Origin of the sequence: Aeromonas sp. CU5 (genome assembly GCF_002586745.1) — a bacterium.
GTDB classification, from domain to species: Bacteria; Pseudomonadota; Gammaproteobacteria; order Enterobacterales; family Aeromonadaceae; genus Aeromonas; species Aeromonas sobria.
Map to the genome: position 1 here is coordinate 422,190 of NZ_CP023817.1, position 25,227 is coordinate 447,416.

A 25,227-nucleotide genomic window follows, 5' to 3' on the forward strand; every position below is an offset into this window, starting at 1 on the left:
TGACGCTCAAGCCGCTCTTTCTGAACCTTGCCTGGTGCGGTCAAAAAAAGAGGCCCGTCGGGCCTCTGGTTGTACGCTGTTTTCAGCACAAGGTTATTGGGTCACTTGTTGGACACCGGTGACGCGCACTTCAACGCGGCGATCCGGCGCCAGGCAGGAGATCAGCTGAGCCTTGCCCTTGACGCTGTTGCACTGGGTGCCAGTGACCGGATTGGCTTCACCGCGACCTTCGATGGCAACTTTGCCAGCAGGCAGACCCTTGCCTACCAGGAAGTCCGCGACGGTACGGGCACGCGCTTCGGAGAGTTTCTGGTTGTAGGCATCAGAACCGATACGGTCGGTGTAACCGACGACCACGGCGCTGCCATCTTTCGGCTGAACCTCAACGATCTGTTGATACAGGGTGTTGAGCGCTGCGACACCTTCTGGCTTGAGGGTCGATTTGCCAAAGGCAAACAGCACGTCAGAGCTCAGGGCGAAGTTCTTGTCGACCAGCACCGGCTCGGGAACCGGCTCAGGGGCGGGGGCGGCAACCGGTGCCACATAGGAGGTGCGGTTCGGGTGCAGCACCAGCTCCAGGGTGGCGACGCTCATGTCGCTCTCCCAGGTTTTCTGCTCGCTGCCCAGATTCCACAGATAGCGGTAGCGGGCTTGCACATCGATAAGGTCAGAGACCTTGGCAGTCAGGCCGAGACCAGCCAGCGGCGCGGTGCCGTTGTCGCTGTTGCCATTACCGTTGACGTGATTGAAGTAGGCACCACCTTCAGCAAACACTGAGAAAATATCATTCAGCGGCAGACGGGCGATGCCGGAGAGGGTTGCACCCTGGGTTTTGAAGTCGGTTCCGTCAACGCCAGCACTACCGGCGTAGAGGTAGCCCAGTTCAGCTGCGTAGTAGTCGTTGAAGTTGTAGCCGCCGAACAGACTCAGTGCAGTGGCATCTTTATCGGTATCCAGACCCTTAACATCATCCAGATTGTGAGCATATGCCCAACCTGCACCGATACCGGTATACCAGTCATCGGCCGCCTGTGCCGTGGTGCCTGCGGCGGCCAGCGCCAGTGCAATCAGGGTAGGAGCCATTTTGAGTTTCATCGGTTTATCCTCGTTGTGTTAGCCCATGTCGGGCAATGCACTTGTTTTTATTGCTGCGAAAAAATCGCCAGCAAAGTGGATAGCGAAGGCTTTTGGACTCTCATGATGCATTGGCGTCATGGACAACAGACCGGACACGAAGCGCTTTTTAGTGCTTATCCAATACCTTACAGGCGCAACTACTTTATGCTTTTGGGCGTTAGCAGGCAAGTTAAGGGGAAGATGTGACAGGCAAGCGGGGGAGGGGGAAATAGATATGCAAAAGGGGATGCGTTAGCATCCCCTTTTCGTAGCATTCAAGTCAGTTCAAATTACTTCTGAACTTCTTGTACGCCAGATACACGTACTTCTACGCGACGATCCGGAGCCAGGCAGGAGATCAGCTGGGCTTTAGCGGTAACGTTGTTGCACTTGGTGCCGGTTACCGGGTTAGCTTCGCCACGACCTTCGATAGCAACTTTGCTAGCGGCCATACCTTTGGTTACCAGGAAGTTGGCAACGGTGCGAGCACGGGCTTCAGACAGCTTCTGGTTGTAAGCGTCGGAACCGATACGGTCGGTGTAACCAACAACAACAGCGTTGCCATCTTTCGGCTGGAATTCAACGATTTGCTGATACAGACCGTTCAGGGCTGCAACGCCTTCCGGCTTCAGAGTCTCTTTGCCGAAGGCAAACAGTACGTCAGAGTTCAGAGCAAAGCTCTTCTCAACCATCTGCGGAGCAGGGGCCGGAGCTTCTGCAACAACCGGAGCTGCTACCGGAGCAACGTAGGAAGTGCGGAACGGGTGGTATACCGCTTCCAGAGTACCAACGTACTGGTCAGCTTTAGAGCTGATGGTATCGTTGTGCAGGTCAGCGACATTCCACATGTAACGGTAACGGGCTTGCAGATCCAGCGCGTCGTTGACTTTGTAAGTCACACCAACACCAGCCAGCGGGGACACTTTAGTGTCGCTTACGCCCAGACCGTCGGTGTGAGCCCAGTAGGCGCCGCCTTCAGCAAACAGGGAGAAGTCGTTGCCAACTGGCAGACGAGCGATACCTGACAGGGTAGCGCCCTGGTTTTCGTAACGGTCGCCGTTGGTGTTGCCACGACCGGCATACTGGTAGCCCAGTTCGGTACCGAAGTTTTCGGTGAAGTTGTAACCAACGAACGCGTTGGCAGCAGCCGCATCTTCAGTACCGCTAGCTACGCCGGCGATATCGTTCAGACCGTTGAAGTGGGCAGCACCAGCACCGGCACCGAAGTAGATGTCGTCAGCAGCGTGAGCAGCGGTAGCACCCAGAGTAGCCATAGCGATGGCAATCAGGGAAGGAGCCATTTTCATCATAAAAAAATCCTCGTTGAGATCGCACGTTGTTCACGTGCTTCGCACTTTTTAATTTATGTAAACTGCAGCTCCGCCGTACTGCTGGCGTCGAGTCTGGCAGGTGACCCGGAGGTTCCGGGTTTGCACACTCTCCTGGTGTGTCTCGTGCACTGGTACGGTACGCAGAACGTAATAAACCGCTACCAGGCAGCTGGCGTCATTCCAATGACGAGGCGCACTCTATGCCGATTTGAAAACATGATCAAGCTCACAAATGAGCCTTATGGCAAATTGTGTCGTGTGGATAACTGGCTGTTTATCCAGATTAATTAGTGATCCAGATAGGCCCGGTGCAGTTTCTTTTCAAGCTTCATATAGGCCTGAACCCAGTCAGAATGCGGGTTGGCTGGATATTCTCTGGCCGTAAAGACCGCGAGGTAATCTGCCTCCGTTGCACCCTGCAACAGGGGGGTGAAACCAGTCAAAAAATGGCGTGCCAGATAGGGGTCTAATGGCCAGATATTGAGGATGGCCCGCGCCACTGGCTGAACCGCAGCTGAACAGAGAAAATGGTGGTGTCCCGCTTCCAGCCAGACGGCCATCTCGGCCATGCCAGATTCGGGTACCAGGCCACCATCACCCGGGGTGGTTGCCAAGGTCATTGTTTGTCCATTGACGGTGATAATCTGGCCGTTGCTATGCAATCTTCCATCGTGGCTGCGCAGAGGCAACTCCTGGTGGTCCAGTTCTAAAAACAGGCTGCACTTGTCTGACAGGGTCACCAAGACCTCGTTGGCCTGGCTGTGCAACATGCCCGGGAGCCAGAATGCTTCGGCGCGATATTGTTCACCCTGATGGAGTTGTCGCTGAAGTTCTGCGGGGCTGGAAACGGGGTGCAGGCGAGAGATAATGCCGGGAAACGCCATACTTATTCCTCTTTATGGGTAGCCGGCAGATTATACGAGTTATTAGGGGGGCCACAATATGTGGTTTCTTTTCGAGACTGTTTACCTGAAGCGGCTGAGCGATTACCATCCGCGATGAAGACAAGGGTTGTCGCCGAAAGGCGCTCATAAAGATAGAGGCTCGACCATAACGAGTCCGCACAAAACTGATACACTTGACTACGAGTCGTCGCGAAAAATAAGGCGGAGTAAATCCGCCAAAAACGGAGTATGGAACATTATGAATTCAAATATCGTCACTGTTGGCAAGAAGATCCGTCAGATCCGTGAAGCGGTTGGTTTGAGCCGTCCGAAGTTTGCTGATCTGCTGGGTGTTCCCCCCACCACGCTGAAGAACTACGAGCTGGGTTATCGTGAAGTGGGTGGCGCCTTCCTGGTTGCCCTGGCTCACCACCCGGATCTGCACAAGTTCACCCTTTGGCTGCTGGCAGACAAAAAAGTCGCCGAAATTGGCCAGATTGGACCGGATGACCTCGCCAAGGCGTGATCATCAATGTGAATAGAAATGCCGCCTTCGGGCGGCATTTTTTTGCCTGTTAATCAGTATCCTGGCTCCTGCATTTTCCTTATCTGTGCTCTATATAGGGCTTTTGCTCAAAAAATCTTGGCAAACCACCATAAACCTCAGAAAATTCCTACCATCAAAACCCGGTTCATCTCGCATGATGCGAAATAAGTGAGACAAGCATGAGTCAAACACCTCCCAAGGCCCGCGACGGCTTTACCAGTAAATTCGGCGTCCTTGCCGCCACCCTTGGTTCAGCAGTCGGCCTCGGCAATATCTGGAAATTTCCTTATCTGACCGGTGAAAACGGTGGCGCCAGCTTTTTGCTGGTCTACGTGATCGCGACCCTGCTGGTCGGTTTGCCGGTGATGATCTCCGAGATCATGCTGGGCCGCAAAAGCAAAACTGACGCGGTGACTACCCTGAGCAAGCTGGCTCCCAAGGGCCAACCCTGGTGGCTGATTGCGGTGATGGGGGTGCTGGCAGCCTTCCTGATCATGTCTTTTTACTCGGAAGTCGCGGCCTGGGTGTTTGCCTACATCTTCAAGGCGATCGACGGCTCCATTCTCTCCACTGATCCCAAGGTCACCGGCGCGGCGTTTGGCGCGCTGATCAGCAACCCGCTGCAGAGCCTGCTGTGGCAGTGGCTGGTACTGGCCCTGATGGGCGGCATCTTGTTGATGGGGGTCTCCAAGGGGATCGAAGCGGTCACCAAGAAGCTGATGCCGGTGCTCTTTATCCTGTTGTTGATCATTGGTGTCCGCAGTTTGACCCTGCCGGGGGCGAGCGAAGGGCTCTCCTTCCTCTTCTCGCCAGATTTCTCCAAGATCACCGCTGGGGTGGTGTTGACCGCCATGGGGCTGGCCTTCTTCAAGCTCTCCATCGGCATGGGCTGCATGATGACTTACGGCAGCTACTTCCGTGATGACCAGAACATTCCGGTCACCGCGTTCCGGGTGATGTGCGCCGACCTGTTCGTCTCCATGCTGGCCGGTATTGCCATCTTCCCGGCGGTGTTTGCCTTCGGATTCGAGCCGACCGCCGGTCCTTCACTGCTGTTCATCACCATTCCGGCGGTGTTTGCCAGCATCCCGTTTGGCCATGTTTTCATGGTGCTGTTCTTCGTGCTGTCGGCCATCGCGGCCACCGGCGCCATGCTCTCCATTCTGGAAGTGCCGGTTTCGGTGCTCTCCGAGCGCTTCAAGATGAGCCGCCCCAAGGCGACCCTGATCAACCTGCTGGTACTGGGTGCAGTCGGTTCCACCTGTGCGCTCTCCAATAACGTGCTGGCGGATGTGCAGATTGCGGGCAAGACCTTCTTCGATCTGTTCGACTACCTCTCCTCCAACATCCTGATGCCGCTAGGCGGTATCTTCCTCTGCCTGTTTGTGGGCTGGGTATGGGGCGAGGAGAAGATGCGCGATGCCCTGAGCAATGGCGGCGAGCTGGTGCTGCCAATCCTCAAGCCACTGTTCTTTATCATCCGTTACGTATCGCCGCTGCTGATCCTGATCGTGATGCTCAAAGGGCTGGGGCTGTTCTAAACCCGCAGTTTGGTCATAGCAAAAGAGCGCCGCAAGGCGCTCTTTTTGTTGGTGCGATTGGCGTGAGGATCACAGCAATCCGAGGCGGCTCAGTTCATCCTTGAGCTGATCGAGGTTGCGCTCGACACAGGCCTCCCCCTCGTTGATGGCGTCGCTGGCGCGATGAAAATCCATGATGGATAAACTGCCAAGGCGCGGGCAGAGCTGAATGTCTGGCGGGTCCCCGGCCATCCGGGCACGGGTGATCCGCTCCTGCATGATGTTGATGGCGCCGCTCATCACGCTCCACAGACCGGGCGTGGCGGGGGGCGTCTCCCCTCTATTGAGCCACTGACTGAGCAGGCCGCTGCTGCCCGGTTGATCCGGTTCATCGGTCCAGGGCTGGTGCATGTCAGTGTTGAGGTTGACCGCAATCACCACCTCTGCGCCCATGGCGCGGGCCAGCGAGATGGGCACCGGGTTGACCACTGCGCCATCAACCAGCCAGCGGTCGTTGACCCGAGTGGGGGTGAGGATCCCCGGCATGCCGCAGGAGGCGCGCACCGACTGGCGCAGCGGGCCCTGTTGCAGCCAGATCTCGCGGCCGGTATCGAGTTCGGTAGCGACACAGGCGAAGGGGATGGGCAGGGACTCCAGCTCCGGGTTGCCCAGATGGTTGGCCGCAAGGCCAAACACCTTTTCACCGCGAAACAGCCCGCCAGAGAGGGCCGGGTCGAGCAGGCTGACCACCTGCAGGCGAGTAAAGCCGCGCACCCATGACTCCAGCCGATCCAGTTCTCCGGCGGCATACGCAGCACCAACAAAGCTGCCGATGGAGCAGCCAGCGATCAAGTCCGGTTTGATACCGAGACGCTCAAGAGCGCGGATGACACCGATGTGGGCCCATCCTCTGGCGGCACCGCTCCCGAGAGCGAGCCCTACGCGGGGTTTACGTGGCACGACTTTCCTCCAAAAAGGGTTGAAGCCATCAGCTTACGTCGAGAGCCATCAGGCGTCACCCTGCCATTTTTCGCTGCGGTTGCGGCCGTTGGCCTTGGCCTGATAGAGCGCCTCGTCGGCACGGCGCACCGCCTCCTGGAGCGGGGTGCCATCTGCGTGGGGGTGATAGCCGAGGCTGATGGTTACCGCCAGTGCAGGTTCAATGGCTGCCCAGTCATTACCGGCCACGGCTGTTCTGAGCCGCTCCGCCATGTCGGCGAGCTGCGTTTCGTTGCAATCGTTGACCAGCAGCAAAAACTCTTCGCCGCCCCAGCGGATCAGGCAGTCTTGTTTTCTTAGCTGTTGCTGACAGAGCTGCACCAGCCGGATCAGCACCATATCGCCCACCGCATGGCCGAAGTTGTCGTTGACCCGTTTGAAGTGATCCGCATCGAACATCAGGATCCCCGGCCGCTGTCGCGTCAGCTCGCCCGACTGCTCCAGTCGCGCCAGATAGTGGCGGTTGAAGGCGCCGGTGAGCGCATCGTGGCAGGAGAGGTAGTTGAGCTGCTGATTGAGGCGATGGGATCTCAAGTTGGAGAGGGCCGCCAGCAGCATAAAGAGGATGGCGAGCAGGGTCGGGGCGGACTGGCAGATCATGGCCCACACCAGCGGCAGCAGGGTAACGCTGTGCACCAGCCGCAAGGGGGTATCGGGAATGGCCAGAGTCAGCTGACATGCCCCTTGTCGCCATTGATATTCGCCGGTTGGCTCGGGATTTTGCGGCAGCACGGGCTGCTGTGCACTGCTGGCCAGCACCTGATGGTACTGATTGAGCAGCAGGTACTCCCCCAGTGCCGGGGTCAGTTTGTCGAGTTGTTGTTGCAGGCGGGCGAGCAGCACATCCATGCTGATCATCCCCACCAGTGTGCCGTCCTTATAGAGGGGTTGGGACATGGTGACCATGGGGCCGAGCCCGATAAAGTCATCGTAAGGGCGCGAGAGGACTGTCTTCTTGTCCGGGTTGGTGGCCGCCAGCGCATCTTGCCAGAAGCTCTTCCGGTAGATGGAGGGGTAGAAGCGAAACCGGCTGGAGGGTTGCCAGGGGTAGAGGTAGATAAAGTTGTCGATGCCGGTGAAGTAGACCCAGGCGATCTCGTTGCCCAGGCGCTGGCTGGCGGTGGCCAGCAAGGGGGAGAGGCTTAAGGCCAGATGAATGCGCGCCTCCCGCTCGCTGCCCGGTAGCGGCAGTGGCCCCGTACCGGTGAGGTTGCCAGCCAGCCCCGCGGGCAGGTTTGCGGGGAGCGTGTCCAGTGCCAGTCCATCCGGCAGTGCCTCGATGTGGCCATAGAGCTGGCGGGTCAGCACCGACTGGGGGTCGCTGCGCAGTCGCTCCTCGGCCTGACCGCGCATCGCCTCCAGAAATACCTCGGTCTGCTTGAACTGGTCCCGCAGGTAGATGGCGCTGTTGAGGGTATCGCTCTGGTAGAGGCGTTCTATCTGTTTCAGGCTTTGCCGCAGGGTCAGACCAACCAGCAGGATGACCAGTGCCAGCAGCAACAGGGTCAGGCGTGAGAGGGCGGTTCGGTCGGACATCATCGGCATAGGCAGGGATCTGTGTTTGCGAAGAAAAGTGTCGTTAGTGTATGTGAAGAAGACTGAAAACAAACTGAACTACACAAAGCGCAGTGATCTCGCCCCACTCCTGTTACGTTTTGTCACATTTATACATAGTTACGGCATAGTATGGGGCTAAAATGGCCCCAATCTGGATTTACCTTCCAACTCTTCATGGATCGTTCGATGAAAATGCGTATCTGGCTCGGTGTGGGCCTTTTCTTGATTGTGATGGCTGCTGTCTGGACGATGCGCCACAGCCAACCCGCCGCCAAAGCCCCGACCAGAGAGGTCAATATTCGTAGCCAAAAGGTCGCGCAGAGCTTGGCCGAGCCGACCCTTAAACTGGTGGGCAAACTGGTTGCCAACAATTCGGTGGTGATCAGCCCCGAGGTGACCGGTCGCATCGTCAAGATTGCGGTGCAGTCGGGTCAGCAGGTCAATCAGGGCGATACCCTGATTGCGCTGGATACCGGCAAGCAGCAGGCGGCGGTGGCCGAGCAGAGTGCCAGCCTGCGGGATGAAAATCGCAAGCTGGGGGAGATGCGTAAACTGGTCGCCCGTGGCGCCGTGACCCAATCTCTGCTGGATGGGCAGGAGGCCATGGTGGCGCAGGTGCAGGCGCGGCTCGATGCCGCCCGTTATGAGCTATCCCTGCGCACCTTGCGGGCGCCCTTTGCCGGCACCGTGAGCCTGATTGATCTCAGCGAAGGGGCGTTGGTCAACAGTGGCGATACCCTGCTTCATCTGGATGAGATCGACAAACTGCGCCTCGATCTGGCGGTGCCGGAGCGTTACCTCTCCCTGCTGCGACCGGGCATGGCGGTCACCGCCACCAGTACCGCCTGGCCGGATCAGCACTTTAGCGGCACCCTCACCACCCTCGATAGCCGCGTTTCCAACGATACCCAGAACATCAAGGCGCGGGTGATGATCCCCAATGGCAGCGGCCAGTTGCGGCCGGGCATGCTGCTCAACGTGGCGCTGGCACTGCCTGCCCAGCAGCTCACTCTGATCCCCGCCCAGTCGGTGGAGTATGCCGGTGAGCAGCGTTTTGTTTACCGTCTCGAGGCCGATGGCCGGGTCAAGCGGGTGCCTGTGGTGCTCGGCGAGACCGAAGGGGAGACCGTCTGGGTCACCGAGGGGCTGAAAGTCGGCGATCGCATCGTGGTCGAGGGCTTGGTCAATCTGCGTGATGGGGTGCAGGTGCGCGATCTGGCCGAGGTGAACGGCTGATGTGGCTCTCCGATATTTCAGTACGCCGCCCGCTGGTGGCGGTAGTGCTCAGCGCCCTGCTCACCGTGTTCGGGCTGGTGGCTTTTTCCAAGTTGACGGTGCGGGAGATGCCCGATGTGCAGACCCCGTCGGTCTCCATCACCACCACCTATGAGGGGGCGGCCCCCTCGGTGATGGAGAGTCAGGTCACCAAGCCCATTGAGGATCAGCTCTCCGGCATCAGCGGCATCAAGAACATCAACTCCATGACCCGCAAGGGGCGCTCGATGATCACCGTCGAGTTCAAGCTTGGCTGGAACATGGTGGAGGGGATCTCCGATGTGCGCGATGCCCTTTCCCGCGCCCGGCCACGGCTGCCCGATGACGTGGACGAGCCGCTGGTGACCAAGGACAGCGGCAGTGGCGACGTGGCGATCTGGCTCAACTTCAGCAGCAGCCAGATGGATCGCACCGCCATGACCGACTACGCCAACCGCGTGCTGGTCGACCCCCTGAGTCTGGTGGACGGAGTGAGCGAAGTGGCGCTCTCCGGTGACCTGACCCAGGTGATGTATGTGCGGCTGCGGCCCGCCGACATGGCGGCCCGTGGCATCACTGTGGCGGATGTGGAAGATGCCCTCAAACGGGAGAACATCGAGCTGCCGGGTGGCGAAATCCGCAACAACTCCATGACCATGGCGGTGCAGATCGCCCGTCTCTACCACACCGCGGAAGATTTCCAGCAACTGCAAGTCACCACAGCCGCCAACGGCCAGAGCGTCTATCTGGCCGATATCGCCGACGTGGAGGTAGGGGCCAAGAACGAAGACAGCGCCTATCAGCGCAACGGTAAAGAGAGTCTGGGTATCGGTATCGTCGCCCAGTCCACCGCCAACCCGCTGGCGGTGGCGCAGGGGATCGAGAAAAAACTCGGTGAGATGCAGCGCTTCCTGCCGGAGGGGGCCGTGCTCGAGGTGGATTACGACTCCACCATCTTTATCAAGCAGGCCATCGACGAGGTGTACGAGACCCTGGCCATCTGCGCCGTGCTGGTGGTGGCGGTGCTCTATCTGTTCCTCGGGCAGGCCCGCACCACGCTGATCCCGGCGATCACTGTGCCGGTATCCCTGATCTCCGCCTTTATCGGCGCCTGGTACTTTGGCTTTTCCATCAACCTCATCACCCTGCTGGCGCTGATTCTGGCCATCGGCTTGGTGGTGGATGATGCCATCGTGGTGGTGGAGAACATCCACCACCATCTGCAGCGGGGTGAACCACCGCTGCTGGCCGCCTGGCACGGCACCCGCGAGGTGGGCTTTGCGGTGATCGCCACCACCGCTGTGCTGGTGATGGTGTTTGTCCCCATCGCCTTTATGGATGGCATGGTGGGGCGGCTCTTTACCGAGTTTGCGATCCTGCTTTCGCTCGCGGTGCTCTGCTCCTCGCTGGTGGCGCTGACTCTCACCCCGGCCATGGGCTCCTGGCTGATGCGCCCGCTCGATAAACCGAACCGGCTGACCGCCGGGCTCGATCGCGGGCTCGGTTGGCTGGAGGGGCATTATCGCCACCTGCTGGGTTGGGTGCTGCGTCGCTCCCGCTGGATGCCGTTGCTGTTGCTGCTCTGTCTGGGCGGTATCGGTGCCCTCTTTACCCAGCTGCCGACCAGCCTCACCCCCACCGAGGATCGCGGTGTCATCTATGTCTTCGTCAAGGGGGCAGAGGGGACCAGCATCGAGCGGATGAAGCGCAACATGCAGCAGGTGGAGTCCGCCATCATGCCGATGCTCGGCAAAGGGGTGGTGCAGGCGCTGAGCTTCAGTACACCCGCCTTTGGCCGTGGCGGCGATCAGACCGGTATGGTGATCATCCAGCTCACCGACTGGGCCGATCGCGACGTCACTGCCACTGAGTTTTCCCGTTCGCTCGGCGCCAAGCTCTCCGGCATTCCCGATGTGATGATCCGCACCTTCCAGCCCGGTTTCCGGGGCGGCTCCACCGCGCCGGTACAGTTTGTGCTGCAGGGTAACGACTATGGCGAGCTCTACCAGCAAGGGTTGGCACTGCAAAAGGCGGCACTGGCCAGCGGCCTGATGCTGAGCCCGGATCTCGACTATGCCGAGAAGACCCCCGAGCTGCAGGTGACCATCAATCGCGACAGCGCCAGCCAGCTTGGCATTCCGGTCTCCACCGTTGCCAATAGCTTGCAGACCTTGCTGGGCGGGGCGAGCAAGACCACCTATGTGGACAGGGGCGAGGAGTATGACGTCTATCTGCGCGGCAACCAGACCGAGTTCAACGGCATCTCGGATCTTGGCCGCATCTACCTGAAGGCCGCCAACGGCGAGATGGTGAGTCTCACCACCCTGGCCACCGTCAAGCAGGTGGCGACCGCCAACCGCCTCAACCACTACCAGCGGCAGAAGGCGATCACCCTGACCGCCGACGTACACCCGGATCACACCCTGGGCGAGGCCCTCGATTTTCTCGATGGCTGGGCCAACGCCAATTTGCCTACCGGCATGACGGTGGATTACGCCGGTGATTCCAAGGATTACCGCGACAATCAGGGGGAGATGGTGCTGGTCTTTGGCCTCGCCCTGCTGGTGGTCTATCTGGTGTTGGTGGCCCAGTTCGAGAGCACCCTGACCCCGGCGGTGGTGATGGTGACGGTGCCGCTCGGCATTTTCGGTGGCCTCTTGGGCTTGTGGCTAACGGGGCAGGAGATGAGTATCTACAGCCAGATCGGGATGATCATGCTGATCGGCATGGTGACCAAGAACGGCATCCTGATCGTCGAGTTCATCAACCAGCTGCGCCAGCGCGGCGAAGGGTTCGAGGAGGCGATCATCGCAGGCTCGGTGCGCCGTCTGCGCCCGATCCTGATGACCTCGCTGACCGCCATTATCGGTGCGGTGCCGCTGATGCTCTCCATGGGGGCCGGTTACGAGAGCCGGATGGCGGTGGGCACAGTAGTGTTCTTCGGGCTGTCGTTGGCAACTTTGGTCACCCTGCTGGTGGTGCCCGCCATCTACCATCTGCTGGCGCGCCACGCCGGAATGACAGGGGCGCGGGATCAGCAGGTAGACGAAGCGCTGGCCGTCAAAGGGGCAGGGGAGTCGCACCCTCCGGCGCTCTGATCAGCGCCTTGGCCTGAACTCTCACTTGAACTCTGACCTGAATCTTGGCTTGAACCCAAGCGGGGCCAGTTATCAGCCTCATCATCACAAGGGCGCCTGCGGGCGCCCTTGCTATTGCTGGCGGCAGCCTATTCCGCGGTATCTATAGGGACAAAAAGCCATCGCTCCCCTTGGCCGCAACCGGTATAATGCGCGACCCGAATTTTTCCAGGTGTTCAAAATGCAGCCGGTACCCAACCTTTTCTCCTATCCCCGCTATTGGGCCGAGTGCTACGGCACGGCGCCCTTCCTGCCCATGTCCCGCAAAGAGATGGACAAGCTGGGTTGGGACAGCTGCGACGTCATTCTGGTGACCGGGGATGCCTATGTGGATCACCCGAGCTTCGGTATGGCGGTGATTGGCCGCATGCTGGAATCCCAGGGTTTTCGGGTCGGCATCATCGCCCAGCCGGACTGGTCATCGAAGGATGACTTTATGCGTCTGGGCAAACCGAACCTCTTCTTCGGGGTCACCGCGGGCAACATGGACTCCATGATCAACCGCTACACCTCCGATAAAAAGCTGCGCCACGACGACGCCTACACCCCGGGGGATGTGGGCGGCAAGCGGCCGGATCGCGCCACCCTGGTCTATACCCAGCGCTGCAAAGAGGCGTTCAAAGAGGTGCCGGTGCTGATCGGCGGCATCGAGGCCTCCCTGCGCCGCATCGCCCACTACGACTACTGGTCAGAGACCATCCGCCGCTCCATCCTGCTCGATGCCAAGGCCGATATCCTGATTTACGGCAACGCCGAGCGGCCGCTGATCGAGGTGGCCCACCGCATCGCAGCGGGGGAGAGCATCGACACCATGCAGGACATTCGCGGCACCGCCGTGATCCGCAAGGAGCCGCTGCCGGGCTGGAAAGGGGTGGATTCGAGCAAGCTCGACCAGATTGGCCGCATCGATCCCATCATGAACCCCTATATGGAAGGAGCCCCCTGCTCGGACGACGCCACCGACGCGGCCCCTGCCGCCCAAGAGGCCCAGCCGGTGCTGGTGCAGCCGCCCAAGCCCAAGCCGTGGGAGCTGACCTATGTCAAGCTGCCGGCGTTCGAGCGGGTCAAAGAGGACAAGGTGCTCTACGCCCACGCCTCGCGCATTCTGCACCACGAGACCAACCCCGGCTGTGCCCGCGCCCTGTCGCAGGCCCACGGTGATCGCATCATCTGGGTCAACCCGCCTGCCTTCCCGCTGGAAACCGACGAGATGGATGGCGTGTTCGGCCTGCCCTACCAGCGGGTGCCGCACCCGGCCTATGGCAACGAGAAGATCCCGGCGTTTGAGATGATCAAGACCTCGGTCAACATCATGCGCGGCTGCTTTGGCGGCTGCTCCTTCTGCTCCATCACCGAGCACGAAGGGCGCATCATCCAGAGCCGCTCGGAAGAGTCGATCCTCAAAGAGATCGAAGATATCCGCGACAAGGTGCCCGGCTTTACCGGCGTCATCTCGGATCTCGGTGGCCCCACCGCTAACATGTACAAGCTGCGCTGCCAGAGCCCCAAGGCCGAGCAGACCTGTCGTCGCGCCTCCTGTGTCTGGCCCACCATCTGCGCCCACATGGACACCGACCACACCCCGACCATCAACCTCTATCGCAAGGCCCGTGACCTCAAGGGGATCAAGAAGATCCTGATCGCCTCCGGGGTGCGTTACGACATCGCGGTAGAAGATCCCCGTTATATCAAGGAGCTGGCCAAGTACCACGTTGGCGGCTACCTCAAGATCGCGCCGGAACACACCGAGGAGGGGCCGCTCTCCAAGATGATGAAGCCGGGCATGGGCAGCTACTACCAGTTCAAGGAGCTGTTCGATAAATACTCGAAAGAGGCGGGCAAACAGCAGTACCTGATCCCCTACTTCATCTCTGCCCACCCGGGCACTACCGATGAAGACATGGTGAATATGGCGCTGTGGGTTAAAGAGAACCGCTTCAAGCTCGATCAGGTGCAGAACTTCTACCCGTCGCCGCTGGCCAACGCCACCACCATGTATTACACCGAGAAAAACCCGCTCAACAAGGTGAGCCGCACCGGTGGCGATGTGTTCGTGGTCAAGGGTGAGCGCCGTCGTCGCCTGCACAAGGCGCTGCTGCGCTACCACGATCCTGCCGGTTGGCCGATGATCCGCGAAGCCCTGCTAGCCATGGGCAAGGGCCACCTGATCGGCAACGGCCCCGGCTGTCTGGTGCCAGCGGAAGGGCGTGGTGAGGCGGTGGCCTCGCGCAGCACCAACAAGGGGCTAAAACCGGCCCTGACTCGCCACAGCAACATCAGTCACCAGCGTGGCAATGGTGGTAATGGTGCGGGCAACAAGGCCGCTAATGGCCAGAGCAAAGGACGTGGCAACAGTGCCGCCCGCAGCGAGGCTGGCGCAGCTAATGCCCCGGCGGCCAGCAAACATGGCGGCAAGGCGGGCAATGGCAAACCTGTGGGTGGCCAGCTGCAAAAAGGGGCTGGCAACGGCAAGCCCGCCGCTCCAGATGCTAAACCGACAGGGCAGGGGAAACCCGCTCACAAGGGCAAAGCGCCGACCCGCGCTGGCTCGGTCAAGCCGGGTGCCAAACCCGCCACTCAGGGCGGCAAGCCTGCAGCCAAAGGAAATGGCGCTAAACGACCGGCTCGGTGATATTTCCTGATTGGGAATGTGTTGGAAATAAAAAGGCGACCGGATGGTCGCCTTTTTATTTCTATGTATATAAGCGTTTTTGACTAGATAATGAAACGGAGCTATTTGTGAATGTCTTGTTGACTTTATCTATAAACATGAATATTTCTGACTCAACCTTTATATAGTCGTTTTTAGGAAGTACATCTATTTGTGTGCCAAAAACAGCCTCAATCTTAGGTAATACCCTTTTTTGATGATCCATTATATATATATTGGCTTTTTCTATAATAGTGTTATTTGATGTAAGAACCTCTAGAGCGATATAATCTATGTTCTTATAATAATCCTTGGATACTTCCATATTTCCATTTGAGGAGTCTGGAAATATTGAATTATACCAATGAAAAACATCTATTTTGTTTTTTGATATGCCTGAGTGTTTTGTTAACTCAGTATTTACAAAATCAGAAAATAATCTTATATGACTAAGGTGATTGTTGAAAGCATTGTGTTTGATGCTGGTTAGATAACTAGTTAGTGCTATTAAGGCGCCACCTAAAGTACCAAACAGGGTTAAAAACCAACCGCCTGCCAATAGGATTTGTGTTGCAGGTTCTATTTTTTTAAAGGCAAAAGCATAGCATTCTGAAGAAAAGCAAAATGACTTGTAGTACAAGTCATTGACGATTATGGCAGCAAGAGAAAATAAAAAGCATACAGTTACTACTCCTGCAATAACAAGAATAAAGAAAATAAAGTTTTTCATGTTTATTTTAGTCAAAGTAAGTTCCTTTCTCTTCCTTACTTGGAGCTATTGCATGCAATCGCGATCTTAATTCTGAAACTAATGGTCTGTATTTTTCGGTTCTGTATACTATATTAAGATAATACATGGTTATATGATATGAGCGTGAATATTTGATATTATCACAGCCAGTTTTGGCGATTACTTCTAGTCGGTCTACATAATGCTTTACTTTATTAACATCCTTCGGTGAAGGAAGTGGTTTTATTTTACGTAGACGCTCTTTCAGCTTGATATGTGCCTCATGGCCTACACGAGCTAATTTATGAACTCGTCCCAAACATCTTTCAAATGCTTTTCGATACGCTTTACTTGTTCTAAAATTATTGGTTGCTGCTCTTAATTCAATATTTTTTACTGATGCTCTAATTCTGCCAACTTCATCGGAAGGCAGCCTTGGCGTATTAAAATTAACTCTCAAACCATGGACAGATAGTGGCTCATTAGAAATATTAAAGGTTCTTGATTTTTCTTTGTTTATTGGAAAATCTTTTCCATGTATCATATCTTCGATGGTCTTTTTGGCATTTTCAAAGTTATAGTCATGTATTTTAGATGATACAGTAATATCATCGACTAACCTTGTGTATACCAAATTTTTCCTTTCTAGACGCTTTATAATATTGCACTCAACGTCCCATAAACATAAGCATGCTAAATAGCTAGATGTTGGTGCACCTTGAACAATATGATTGCCTTCCTCACCATCAATGCAGCATAAATCACTTAATATTCTAGAAACTTCATGATCGTATTTAAAGAATTTGGTGAATATTTCATATACTAAATCGTAATGAATATGATCAAAGAAATTTTCAATATCATATTTTAATATGCTTTTTGCTTTGCAATGCTGCTGAGCGCAACTTATGTAGTCACGTTTTAGTAACTCATTCTCATAGAGAACATCAATCTCAGATGGAACAGAACCAAATAAATAATATGGCCAAATAACAATTTTTGAAAATATTCTATTATTTATTCTTCGTTGTATTTTCTTTATTAATGGATGAGGTATATGAACAGTTCTTTCTCCTCCACTACTCTTTGGTACTTTTTTAGGCGTATATCTTTCTAGATATGTCATCGAAAGGGCGCTGAGGAGCTCGGATTCATCCAAGCCTAGGGCTGTCAATAAATTAGCTAAGGAAGCAATTTTCTTGTCAGTCTTGAGGGTCGGCTTTTGTGGAGCCAAGAAGGGCGTTTTTTTAGTCATGGTGAGTAAAATTGACATGGTTGCCCCATAACTCCAGGGGATAAAAAGAGATGATGCCTACCCCGAAAACCAATAGCTTCTGCCATCTCTTTTCGAACCAATGCCAATTACCGCAGGCTACAGTCTCTTTTGGAGACGGCGGAGGGTGAGCCGGCGAAATAGCCTGCAACTAAGCAGGCGCCCTATATTTCAAAGGCTAATGCTACTGGCGTTTACATCGGGTGCAGCATACAGAGCGATACGCTCGTGCGTTGCAGACTCTAAACAAAGTGCTCAGTTGGGTCAATGAGTTAGTTGCTTTGATTCATGGTTTAAAGCTCAATATGTACAAAAATTGATGTAGATCTCGGAATCGATGATGAAAAGAACAAAATCTGGGTAAAGAGGGAATCTGAGACACCTACATTTTTGACCGCACTTTTTTATTGCCGCCGTCAGCGCCGTCATCCCGTATGTTGGGTTAAAAATCGTAGGTTGGTGCGAAACGAAGTGAAGCCCAACGTTGATCTGGCAGTGCCGGGCGCTCGGCTTGCGCCATTGCATCGGGTGAGCATCGGGTGACTCAAGGGCGAGAGCTAAATAGCAGCCATAAAAAAACCGGCATCATGGATGCCGGTTTTTTGTTTGACGATGAGAGGGCTGCTTAGCGCAGGATCATCTCGTCACGGCCCGGGCCGACGGAAACCATCGGAACCGGCACACCCAGCAGTGCTTCAATGCGCAGCACGTAGTTCTGAGCGGCTTTAGGCAGGCTTTCGAAGGTGCGGCAGCCGGTGATGTCTTCGCTCCAGCTTTCCATCACTTCATAGACAGGCTTGAGAGCTGCAGTCTGTGGCCAGATCGGGTTCTCGGTGTGAGCACCTTCATAAGCGACGCAGATCTTCAGATCCGGCAGGCCGGTCAGGCAGTCCAGCTTGGTCAGGGCAACTTCAGTCGCCGCTTGCAGCTCAACACCGTTCTTGGTGGCGACGGCATCGAAGTAGCCAACGTCACGGGGACGACCGGTGGTGGCACCGAACTCGTTGGTGATCTTGCGGAACTCGTCTTGGTTCTCCATGGCGGTCAGCAGGGTGCCGGTACCGACAGAGGAGCTGAATGCCTTGGCCACGGCGATGATGCGCTCTGGGCGCAGTGCCGGCAGGCCGCCACCGATACCGGCATAAGCACCGGAAACGTGGGAGGAGGTGACCCATGGGTACTCACCATAGATGAGGTCACGGCCAGCACCCAGCTGCGCTTCGAACAGCAGGGTCTTGCCTTCAGCCTGCAGCGCTTTGAGCGGCATGCTGACGTTGCACACGGCGTCGATCCACGGGGCAGAGACTTCCAGCAGCCAGTCGGCCATCTCCTGGGCGGTCTGGGTGAATTCGAAGGTCGGATAGATAGCCTTCATCTGCGGCAGTTTCCAGTCCAGCATGAACTGGATGCGCTCGACCAGTACGTCCGGCTGCTTCAGCCAGCCAACCAGGATCGCTTTCTTCATTACGCGATCACCGTAGGCAGGAGCAATACCTTGACGGGTAGAGCCATAGGCGCCATCGCCCAGACGCAGCTCTTCCAGGGTATCTTCCAGCGCGTGCAGCGGCAGGCAGAGGGTTGCGCGATCAGAGATTGCCAGCTTCGGAGTCACGCCGGAGGCTTTGACTTCATCAAGCTCAACGGTCAGTTTCTCTGGGCTGATCACCATGCCAGGGCCGAGAACAACCAGGCAATCCGGGCTGAATACGCCACTGGGGATTTGGTGCAGCTTGAATGTGCCAAGATCGTTGACCACGGTGTGGCCAGCGTTGTTGCCGCCCTGGAAGCGAATGCTGGCGCCAGCTTGACCTGCCAGATAATCAACGATGCGGCCTTTGCCTTCATCACCCCAGTTAGCACCTACGACTACGATAGACGACATGACTCTTTCTCCTAAGACGTTAGGCGTCCATCCTAGGAGCCTGATGCGGATTAGAAAAATTAATTATTTTTATAATTCCGATAAGAAAGCCATATAATGGTGACCAATTAAGCGGCAAACGGCCCAATTTTGCCGTGCAGACCGCGTCAATAGCGGGTTGAGGGACTCTTATGCTGGATATTCACTGGCTGCAAACCTTTGTCACCCTGGCCAGATTGCAACATTTTGGCCAAACCGCCACCGAGCTGCACATGACCCAGCCCAATGTCAGCCTGCATCTCAAGCGGCTGGAGCAGGCGACCCGGGTGCGGCTGATCGAGCGCAGCCCGTTTCGGCTGACGCAGGCAGGGGAGCGCTTGCTGCAAAGCGCCGAGCGCACCATCGCCGAGCTGCAGCTTTGTCAGTCCGATCTCAATGCCCTCAACCAGTTGAGTCAGGGCACGCTGGCCATCGCCGCCAGCGACATTATCTCCCGGCTGTTGTTGATCCAGCCGTTCCAGCGCTTCAAGCGGGAGTTTCCCGGCATCGATCTCACCCTGTTCAACACCACCTCGGATCAGGCCGCCGAGCTGGTCAAGGCGGGCAAGGCGGATCTGGGCTTCGTGATGGCGCAAAAGCGCAGCGAGCCGCTGTTCTATACCGAGCTGCAGCAGGTGACCTGGTGTGCGCTGGGCCACGGGCTGGCACGTTGGCAAGAGCGAGCCATCGCGGGGGAGAGCGATCCCCTCGATGAGCCGACCCTGATCTTGTTGGGTCATGACACCCGTACCCGGGCGGTGATCGATCCGTCCTTGCCGCTGCTGGCGTTGCCCCCTTGCCGCATCATGGAGGTGGGCAGCGTGGATGCCCAGCTCGATTGGGCCGAGGCTGGCTTTGGCGTCGCCATAGTGCCGGATTTTTCCCTGCATCCGCGCCTCAACCTGACCGCGCCAGTCACCAGCTTGAGTGATTTTCCCGGCACCAGTCTGGGCTATGTGGTGCGCCAGAATCAGGTGCTGTCGCGGGCCATCAAGCAGTTGCTGCACTGGGTGGAGGAGGAGATCCAGAAGCCCAATCCCTATCTGACCCGGGGTGGGGCGCAGTAGCAGGGCAGTCAGGTTGCGCGACAATATCTACAAGCCAATTGTCACAAGTCACAAGCCAATTAGCGCAAGTGGGCACTCACAATCAGGGCAGCCGAGGCTGCCCTGATGCATTTCTCTGTGCTGCCCGATTCAGGGTTGCAGCGGCGCTGCTGCGCTGGTGGCGGGTGAGAGGGGTGCGTCAGTTTTATCCTGCGGTGGGGTTTCGCTAGCAACCGCGCCGCTGGCCGTGGGCTGCGTTTCCTGCGCTTGTGACACGGTTGCCGACGCGGCGCTCGTCTGCAACTGGGTCGAAACGGCTGCCGATACCGCTGCCGATACAGCAGGAGCGGTTGGCGCAGCGGCGGAGGCCGGGGGGATCAGGCTGGCGTTGGTCGCAACCTCGGTGGCTGGCGTTGTCAGCTCAGGGGTAACCTCGAGAGTGGCCTCGGGCAAGGGGGCGCTCTCGGTGGTTAGCGCTGTGCTCCCGGTGGCCAGTGCTGCGCTGCTGGTGGCGGTGGCATCCGAAGGGATGTCGGGAAGGGCTGCCGTCCCTTCGGCGGCACTGGCCTGTGCCGCCGTTTGCTCTGCACCTGAGGTCAACGGCGCCGCTGTTAACTGTTCTGGCGCTAATTGCTCGGGGGTCAGTGATAACGGCTCGGGTGGCTGATCCGACATCCCCGGGTGCAAAGGCAGCTCGGTTTGGGCCTGCAACTGCTCGGGAGTCACTTTACTCAGGGCTGGATGGAGGCGGCTGAACTGCTTGACTCGGGTCAGCAGGGTATCGCGCACGGTACGCACAATGGGGTCCGGCAAGCTGTCCAGCGTCACCAGTTCGGCGCTCATCCCTATATTGTTGAGAGAGCTGGTCTGCCCCGGATAGAGGTTGGCCGCGATGCGGCTGCGCTGGTAGTAGGGATGACGTTTGAGCAGCTTGTCGACCTGTTCCCCTTCGATGGGGATGAGGCGAACTTTGCAGCGATTGATGAGATCGCCAATAGAGAGGCTGGGATGACCCTCGACCACAAAGGCGGCATCCAGCGAGCCATCACACAGCCCTTCCAGTGGTTCACTGTTCGACTTGAGTTGGTAGGCGACAAACTGCCCGGGCTGCCACCCCATGGCCGCCATCAGGGCCTTGCTGGTGATCTGTTCACCGGTGCCAGGGTTGCCCGGATAGACCCGCTTCCCTTCGATATCCGCCAGGGTGGTGATGCCGCTATTGGGAGCTGCCAGCAGGGTCAGCGACTCCTGATAGAGACGAAACAGACTGCGCAGCTCATGGTTGGCGCCCTGTCCGCTGAACGGGCCGCTGCCGTGCAGGGCGTGATGCAACACATCGGACTGCACCAGCGCCAGCTGTACTTCCCCCTTGTTCAACGCCTTGAGGTTGGCCATTGAGCCACGGGTGCTCTGCACGGTGCAGCTATCCCCATGCAGGGCATGGCCGGCATTGAGCACCCGGCAGATGGCACCGCCAGTCGGGTAGTAGACGCCATTGAGCGGGCCGGTGCCTATGGTCAGTGCCTGGCTGCTCAGGGGGAGCAGCGCAGGTAGCGCACAGAGGGGGAGAATAAGGTGACGCAAGATCCGTAGAGACATAATTGACCGTTAACTGAGTTGAGCTGTGGCTGACGATGCCGGGTAACAAAGGATGGGGTTGACCCCATCCCGTTGCAGCTGACTAGGGCTTGCAGTGGTTGAGGATCGCCCCTTCCATTCGCGCCAGCGCGTCGGTCAGCCGTGCCCTGGTGCAGCCGAAGTTGAGCCGCACGAACTGGCCGTCGCCAAATTGGGCACCCGGTGAGAGACCGACTCCGGCCTGCTCGAAGAAGGCGATGGGGTCGGCAAGGCCAAGGGCGCTCACATCGATCCAGGCCAGATAAGTGGCCTGATGGCTGGCCAGCTTGACGCCGGGCCAGCGGGCAACAGCCTGCTGGATCAGGGCCAGATTGGCCGCCAGATAGTCGAGCTGCTCGGTCAGCCACTGCTCGCCACCTTCATAGGCCGCTTCGGCGGCGACAAAGCCCAGCAGGTTGACATCGGCGCTGATGCCGCGCATCGCCTGTTGCAGCCTAAAGCGCAGACGGGCGTTGGGGATGATGGCGAAGGAGCAGCACAGACCGGCGATATTGAAGGTCTTGCTCGGGGCCATCATCACCGCGCAGCGTTCGGCAGCTTCTGGACTGATGGCGCAGTAGGGAATGTGGCGGGCATGTTTATCCAGCAGCAGATCGCAGTGGATTTCATCGGAGCAGATCACCAGATTGTGGCGCGCGGCGATGGCGTCGATGGCCAGCAGTTCGTCACGGGTGAAGATGGTGCCGCCCGGGTTGTGGGGGTTGCAGAGCAGCAGCAGATCCGCAGCGGGGGCCTGACGCTCCAGCTCTGCCAGATCCAGCACCCAGCGGCCCGCCTCTTCAATCATCGGCACGGTGAGCAGCGGACGGTCGTTGAAACCGGGGGCCTGCAAGAAGGGGTAATAGACCGGCTTGGGAGTGATAATGCCGCGGCCATGCTGGCTCCACGCTTTGCAGGCGAGGTTGAGCCCGGGCACCACGCCCGGCAGGAACACCAGCCATTCGGGCTCGATTGCCCAGCCATAGCGGGTCGCCATCCGTTCGATAATGAGTTCGATCAGGCGCGGCGAGGGGCGCGAGTAGCCAAAAATGCCGTGGGCAACCCGGGCGGTCAGCGCCTCGACCACCGCAGGGGGGGAGGCAAAGTCGGTGTCGGCAACCCACATGGGCAGCACATCCTGATCCTTGTACTTGTCCCACTTCAGACTCATGGTGCCACTGCGCTCTATTTCCCGATCAAAATCAAACATGCGAACTCCTTGTGCTGGTCGGATGGGGGTTCACTCTACGGGGTCACGGCCCGAGTCGCAAGGCGTACACAGTCCCATGCCAGCTGAGGTAATCCTTGGGCAAACCTTGAGCCTGCTCTTGATAATGACATAAGATATGTGCCGCTATTTTATACGGCCGTAGTCAGTTGGCCCGCCTTTTTCCTTCCAATCAGTGGTAACGCAATGAGCTTGTCGATAGCGGCGGTAAAACGTCCGGATCCGGTGTCCCTTTCATTTCTGGCGGTGACCTTCATGACCGGCGTCGCGGTGGCGCTGCAGGTGCCGACCTTGAGCCTGTTTCTGGCCGAGGAGGTGCAGGTGCGCCCGGTGCTGGTCGGGCTCTTTTACACCATCAATGCGGTGGTGGGCATTCTGGTCACCCAGTGGCTGGGTCATCGCTCCGACAACAAGGGGGATCGCAAGCGACTGATCCTGCGCTGCTGTTTTGCCGGTGTGGCCCTTTCTCTGCTGTTTGCCTGGAACCGCAACTACTGGTTATTGGCGAGTCTGGGGGTGTTGCTGGCGGCATTGGCGGCCACCGCCAGCCCACAGCTGTTTGCCCTGGCGCGGGAGTATTCTGACAGCCGTAACAAGCGGGCAGACATGTTCAGCTCGGTGATGCGGGCTCAATTTTCGCTGGCCTGGGTCATAGGCCCACCCATCGCCTTTGCGCTGGCCATCGGCTATGGCTTCGAGCTGATGTACCTTGCCTCGGCGCTGGCCTATCTGCTTTGCGCGTTGGTGGTGTGGCGCTGGTTGCCCTCCCTGCCGCTACCCAAAATGTCTGAAGAGACCGAGCGGGTCAGCAGCTGGCGGGATCCGGCGGTGCGGGCGCTCTTTATCGCCTCCACCCTGATGTGGACCTGCAACAGCATGTACCTCATCAATATGCCGCTTTACATCACCCGCGAGCTGGGGTTGGAGGAGAAACTGGCAGGTATCTTGATGGGCACGGCCGCGGCGTTGGAGATCCCCTTCATGCTGCTGGCGGGTTACTACACGGCCCGCTTTGGCAAACGTCCCATGATGTTGCTGGCGGTGCTGTCCGGCGCTTTTTTTTATACCGGACTGGTGACCCTCACTGATCAATACGCCCTGATTGGGCTGCAACTATTCAATGCCATTTTCATCGGTATCGTGGCAGGGATCGGCATGTCTTACTTTCAGGATCTGATGCCGGGACGGGCCGGGGTGGCGACCACCCTGTTTGCCAACAGCATCCGTACCGGTTCCATCATGGCGGGGGCCATCGCCGGTGTGGTGGCGGAGGTGTGGAGTTTTCACGGGGTCTTTATGGTGGCACTGGTATTGGCGCTGGTGGCACTGGCCGCCTGCTGGCGGGTGCCCAACGTCTGACGGGGGGTTAGCTGTTATTTGCCGTGCTGGGGCTGGGCGTGCGGGAGCGGCGATGACTCACTCTGATATTCGTTGCGCAGGCAGCGCAGCAGCAGTTCGGTAGCGGGGCCGAGGGATTCGGGGGAAAGGGTCAGCAGATAGGTGTAGAGGTGGCGCTCGTTGCCACTTTCCAGATCCAGCTGTACCAGCGAGCCTTCCGCCAGCTCCCGCTCCACCAGATGGTGCGGCAGCCAGGCGTAGCCAAGGCCGAGGCGCAGCATGGCGGTCACTTCGTGGTAGTGGGTGGCCTTCCAGCCGATGTCATCCGCATCGTTCCAGTCTACCGAGCGGTGAATGGGGGGATGCAGGCTTATCTGGTTGTGGCCGATCAGCACATCGCTGCGGATCGCGCCCTTCTCCTGTGCCAGCGGATGGCTGGCGGCGCAGAGGGGTAGCAGGCATACCTCGTCCAGCGGCAGGCCTGCCCGATCGCCGGGCAGGTGCTCGGAGAGCATCAGGTCCCCCGGTTGCAGGGCATTGAAGTGGCAGTGAATACGTTCGTGCAGATTGACCCGGCAACCCCGGCTGCGGGGATAGAAGCTGGCCAGCGCCCGATAGAGGCGATCCCTTGGCTGCAACGCCGAGACATAGAGGTTGATCTGCGGCTCCCAATGACGCTCTAAATTGTTGGCCAGATTCTCCAGCTCTTCCACCTGCTGGCTCAACTGACGAGCCCGCTTGAGGAAGATCTCTCCCGCCGGGGTCAGCACCGCCTTGCGACCGCGCACCTCCAGCAAGGGCACTCCCAGACTCTGCTGCAACTTCGCAACCGCATGATTGAGGGAGGACTGGCTCTTGTTCAGCGCCTCAGCCGCCTGGGCGTAGCCGCCACAATCGACTACCGCCTGAAAGATCCGCCATTGCTCAAACGTGCTCTTGGGACGAAACATAATTCAACCTGATTGGAGATAGGATGGTCAGGGGCTGCTACAGGGAGCCGGAGCTCCCTATTCAATTTAATCCCTGCGGCACAACACTCTGGGTATTTTATTGATTTATTTGGGCTGGGCCACGCAACTTGTTTATTTAGGCTGCGCTAC

At 57.8% G+C, this 25,227-nt stretch carries 18 protein-coding genes; 7 read left to right on the forward strand and 11 right to left on the reverse strand.

Annotation, left to right across the window (positions count from 1 at the left end):
- Window positions 1–93 precede the first annotated feature (93 nt).
- From ompA (CK911_RS01915) to CK911_RS01925, 3 genes are all read right to left on the reverse strand, one after another.
- On the reverse strand, window positions 94–1,095 hold the full coding sequence (gene ompA / locus CK911_RS01915; RefSeq protein ID WP_098968793.1) for a porin OmpA: 1,002 nt from the start codon (window positions 1,093–1,095) through the stop codon (window positions 94–96).
- A gap of 311 nt (window positions 1,096–1,406) precedes the next feature.
- The gene (ompA, locus tag CK911_RS01920) at window positions 1,407–2,426 is read right to left on the reverse strand and encodes a porin OmpA (protein ID WP_042020568.1); all 1,020 of its coding nucleotides are present in this window, start codon (window positions 2,424–2,426) and stop codon (window positions 1,407–1,409) included.
- 308 nt (window positions 2,427–2,734) lie between these two features.
- Window positions 2,735–3,331, reverse strand: a complete 597-nt coding sequence (locus CK911_RS01925) for a hypothetical protein (RefSeq protein WP_098968794.1) — start codon at window positions 3,329–3,331, stop codon at window positions 2,735–2,737.
- A gap of 259 nt (window positions 3,332–3,590) precedes the next feature.
- Here CK911_RS01925 and CK911_RS01930 point away from each other — a divergent pair, with 259 nt between their 5' ends.
- Both CK911_RS01930 and CK911_RS01935 read left to right on the forward strand, forming a co-directional pair.
- Window positions 3,591–3,857, forward strand: a complete 267-nt coding sequence (locus CK911_RS01930; RefSeq protein ID WP_005338367.1) for a DNA-binding transcriptional regulator — start codon at window positions 3,591–3,593, stop codon at window positions 3,855–3,857.
- A 200-nt stretch (window positions 3,858–4,057) separates the two neighbouring features.
- Window positions 4,058–5,419, forward strand: coding sequence for a sodium-dependent transporter (locus CK911_RS01935; protein WP_068978720.1), 1,362 nt, complete (start codon window positions 4,058–4,060; stop codon window positions 5,417–5,419).
- Window positions 5,420–5,488: 69 nt separating this feature from the next.
- Here the strand turns inward: CK911_RS01935 and CK911_RS01940 are convergent, their stop codons facing one another.
- Together CK911_RS01940 and CK911_RS01945 are read right to left on the reverse strand one after the other, a co-directional pair.
- Complete coding sequence (locus tag CK911_RS01940; protein ID WP_098968795.1) at window positions 5,489–6,358, reverse strand: patatin-like phospholipase family protein; 870 nt, start codon at window positions 6,356–6,358, stop codon at window positions 5,489–5,491.
- A 48-nt stretch (window positions 6,359–6,406) separates the two neighbouring features.
- Window positions 6,407–7,942 carry a diguanylate cyclase gene (locus CK911_RS01945; protein ID WP_098968796.1) on the reverse strand — a complete coding sequence of 512 codons (1,536 nt, stop codon included), beginning with the start codon at window positions 7,940–7,942 and terminating at the stop codon, window positions 6,407–6,409.
- A gap of 198 nt (window positions 7,943–8,140) precedes the next feature.
- Between CK911_RS01945 and CK911_RS01950 the strand changes: the two genes are divergently transcribed.
- From CK911_RS01950 to CK911_RS01960, 3 genes are all read left to right on the forward strand, one after another.
- Window positions 8,141–9,190: an efflux RND transporter periplasmic adaptor subunit gene (locus CK911_RS01950; RefSeq protein WP_172953938.1), complete on the forward strand. Its 1,050-nt coding sequence runs from the start codon at window positions 8,141–8,143 to the stop codon at window positions 9,188–9,190.
- Window positions 9,190–12,306 carry an efflux RND transporter permease subunit gene (locus tag CK911_RS01955; protein ID WP_098968798.1) on the forward strand — a complete coding sequence of 1,039 codons (3,117 nt, stop codon included), beginning with the start codon at window positions 9,190–9,192 and terminating at the stop codon, window positions 12,304–12,306. Before CK911_RS01950 ends, CK911_RS01955 begins: the two co-directional genes overlap by 1 nt.
- A gap of 220 nt (window positions 12,307–12,526) precedes the next feature.
- Window positions 12,527–14,977 (forward strand): YgiQ family radical SAM protein, encoded by a 2,451-nt coding sequence (locus CK911_RS01960; RefSeq protein ID WP_098968799.1) that lies wholly within the window; start codon window positions 12,527–12,529, stop codon window positions 14,975–14,977.
- A gap of 61 nt (window positions 14,978–15,038) precedes the next feature.
- On the opposite strand, the gene CK911_RS21060 is transcribed toward CK911_RS01960, so the two are convergent.
- The 3 genes from CK911_RS21060 to CK911_RS01975 form a co-directional block, all read right to left on the reverse strand.
- Window positions 15,039–15,740 carry a retron Ec48 family effector membrane protein gene (locus tag CK911_RS21060; RefSeq protein WP_157774515.1) on the reverse strand — a complete coding sequence of 234 codons (702 nt, stop codon included), beginning with the start codon at window positions 15,738–15,740 and terminating at the stop codon, window positions 15,039–15,041.
- The gene (locus CK911_RS01970) at window positions 15,733–16,998 is read right to left on the reverse strand and encodes a reverse transcriptase family protein (protein WP_216640689.1); all 1,266 of its coding nucleotides are present in this window, start codon (window positions 16,996–16,998) and stop codon (window positions 15,733–15,735) included. Before CK911_RS01970 ends, CK911_RS21060 begins: the two co-directional genes overlap by 8 nt.
- A 625-nt stretch (window positions 16,999–17,623) precedes the next feature.
- Window positions 17,624–18,880 (reverse strand): adenylosuccinate synthetase, encoded by a 1,257-nt coding sequence (locus tag CK911_RS01975; protein WP_042020579.1) that lies wholly within the window; start codon window positions 18,878–18,880, stop codon window positions 17,624–17,626.
- Window positions 18,881–19,050: 170 nt separating this feature from the next.
- On the opposite strand from CK911_RS01975, the gene CK911_RS01980 reads away from it, so the two are divergent.
- Window positions 19,051–19,965 (forward strand): LysR family transcriptional regulator, encoded by a 915-nt coding sequence (locus CK911_RS01980; protein ID WP_042020581.1) that lies wholly within the window; start codon window positions 19,051–19,053, stop codon window positions 19,963–19,965.
- A 129-nt stretch (window positions 19,966–20,094) separates the two neighbouring features.
- On the opposite strand, the gene CK911_RS01985 is transcribed toward CK911_RS01980, so the two are convergent.
- Complete coding sequence (locus CK911_RS01985; protein ID WP_098968801.1) at window positions 20,095–21,543, reverse strand: TAXI family TRAP transporter solute-binding subunit; 1,449 nt, start codon at window positions 21,541–21,543, stop codon at window positions 20,095–20,097.
- Window positions 21,544–21,625: 82 nt separating this feature from the next.
- On the reverse strand, window positions 21,626–22,771 hold the full coding sequence (locus CK911_RS01990; RefSeq protein WP_098968802.1) for a MalY/PatB family protein: 1,146 nt from the start codon (window positions 22,769–22,771) through the stop codon (window positions 21,626–21,628).
- 204 nt (window positions 22,772–22,975) lie between these two features.
- Here CK911_RS01990 and CK911_RS01995 point away from each other — a divergent pair, with 204 nt between their 5' ends.
- Window positions 22,976–24,148 (forward strand): MFS transporter, encoded by a 1,173-nt coding sequence (locus CK911_RS01995; protein WP_098968803.1) that lies wholly within the window; start codon window positions 22,976–22,978, stop codon window positions 24,146–24,148.
- A gap of 14 nt (window positions 24,149–24,162) precedes the next feature.
- On the opposite strand, the gene CK911_RS02000 is transcribed toward CK911_RS01995, so the two are convergent.
- A complete protein-coding gene (locus CK911_RS02000; protein ID WP_098968804.1) occupies window positions 24,163–25,077 on the reverse strand; it encodes a LysR family transcriptional regulator in 915 nt (304 codons plus the stop codon).
- Between the last annotated feature and the right edge of the window lie 150 nt (window positions 25,078–25,227).

Bases quoted from the DNA above. Each gene is read 5' to 3' on its own strand.
- ompA (WP_098968793.1), bottom strand. From the start codon at position 1,095: ATGAAACTCAAAATGGCTCCTACCCTGATTGCACTGGCGCTGGCCGCC.
- ompA (WP_042020568.1), bottom strand. From the start codon at position 2,426: ATGATGAAAATGGCTCCTTCCCTGATTGCCATCGCTATGGCTACTCTG.
- CK911_RS01925 (WP_098968794.1), bottom strand. From the start codon at position 3,331: ATGGCGTTTCCCGGCATTATCTCTCGCCTGCACCCCGTTTCCAGCCCC.
- CK911_RS01930 (WP_005338367.1), top strand. From the start codon at position 3,591: ATGAATTCAAATATCGTCACTGTTGGCAAGAAGATCCGTCAGATCCGT.
- CK911_RS01935 (WP_068978720.1), top strand. From the start codon at position 4,058: ATGAGTCAAACACCTCCCAAGGCCCGCGACGGCTTTACCAGTAAATTC.
- CK911_RS01945 (WP_098968796.1), bottom strand. From the start codon at position 7,942: ATGCCGATGATGTCCGACCGAACCGCCCTCTCACGCCTGACCCTGTTG.
- CK911_RS01950 (WP_172953938.1), top strand. From the start codon at position 8,141: ATGAAAATGCGTATCTGGCTCGGTGTGGGCCTTTTCTTGATTGTGATG.
- CK911_RS01955 (WP_098968798.1), top strand. From the start codon at position 9,190: ATGTGGCTCTCCGATATTTCAGTACGCCGCCCGCTGGTGGCGGTAGTG.
- CK911_RS01960 (WP_098968799.1), top strand. From the start codon at position 12,527: ATGCAGCCGGTACCCAACCTTTTCTCCTATCCCCGCTATTGGGCCGAG.
- CK911_RS01970 (WP_216640689.1), bottom strand. From the start codon at position 16,998: ATGTCAATTTTACTCACCATGACTAAAAAAACGCCCTTCTTGGCTCCA.
- CK911_RS01975 (WP_042020579.1), bottom strand. From the start codon at position 18,880: ATGTCGTCTATCGTAGTCGTAGGTGCTAACTGGGGTGATGAAGGCAAA.
- CK911_RS01980 (WP_042020581.1), top strand. From the start codon at position 19,051: ATGCTGGATATTCACTGGCTGCAAACCTTTGTCACCCTGGCCAGATTG.
- CK911_RS01985 (WP_098968801.1), bottom strand. From the start codon at position 21,543: ATGTCTCTACGGATCTTGCGTCACCTTATTCTCCCCCTCTGTGCGCTA.
- CK911_RS01990 (WP_098968802.1), bottom strand. From the start codon at position 22,771: ATGTTTGATTTTGATCGGGAAATAGAGCGCAGTGGCACCATGAGTCTG.
- CK911_RS01995 (WP_098968803.1), top strand. From the start codon at position 22,976: ATGAGCTTGTCGATAGCGGCGGTAAAACGTCCGGATCCGGTGTCCCTT.
- CK911_RS02000 (WP_098968804.1), bottom strand. From the start codon at position 25,077: ATGTTTCGTCCCAAGAGCACGTTTGAGCAATGGCGGATCTTTCAGGCG.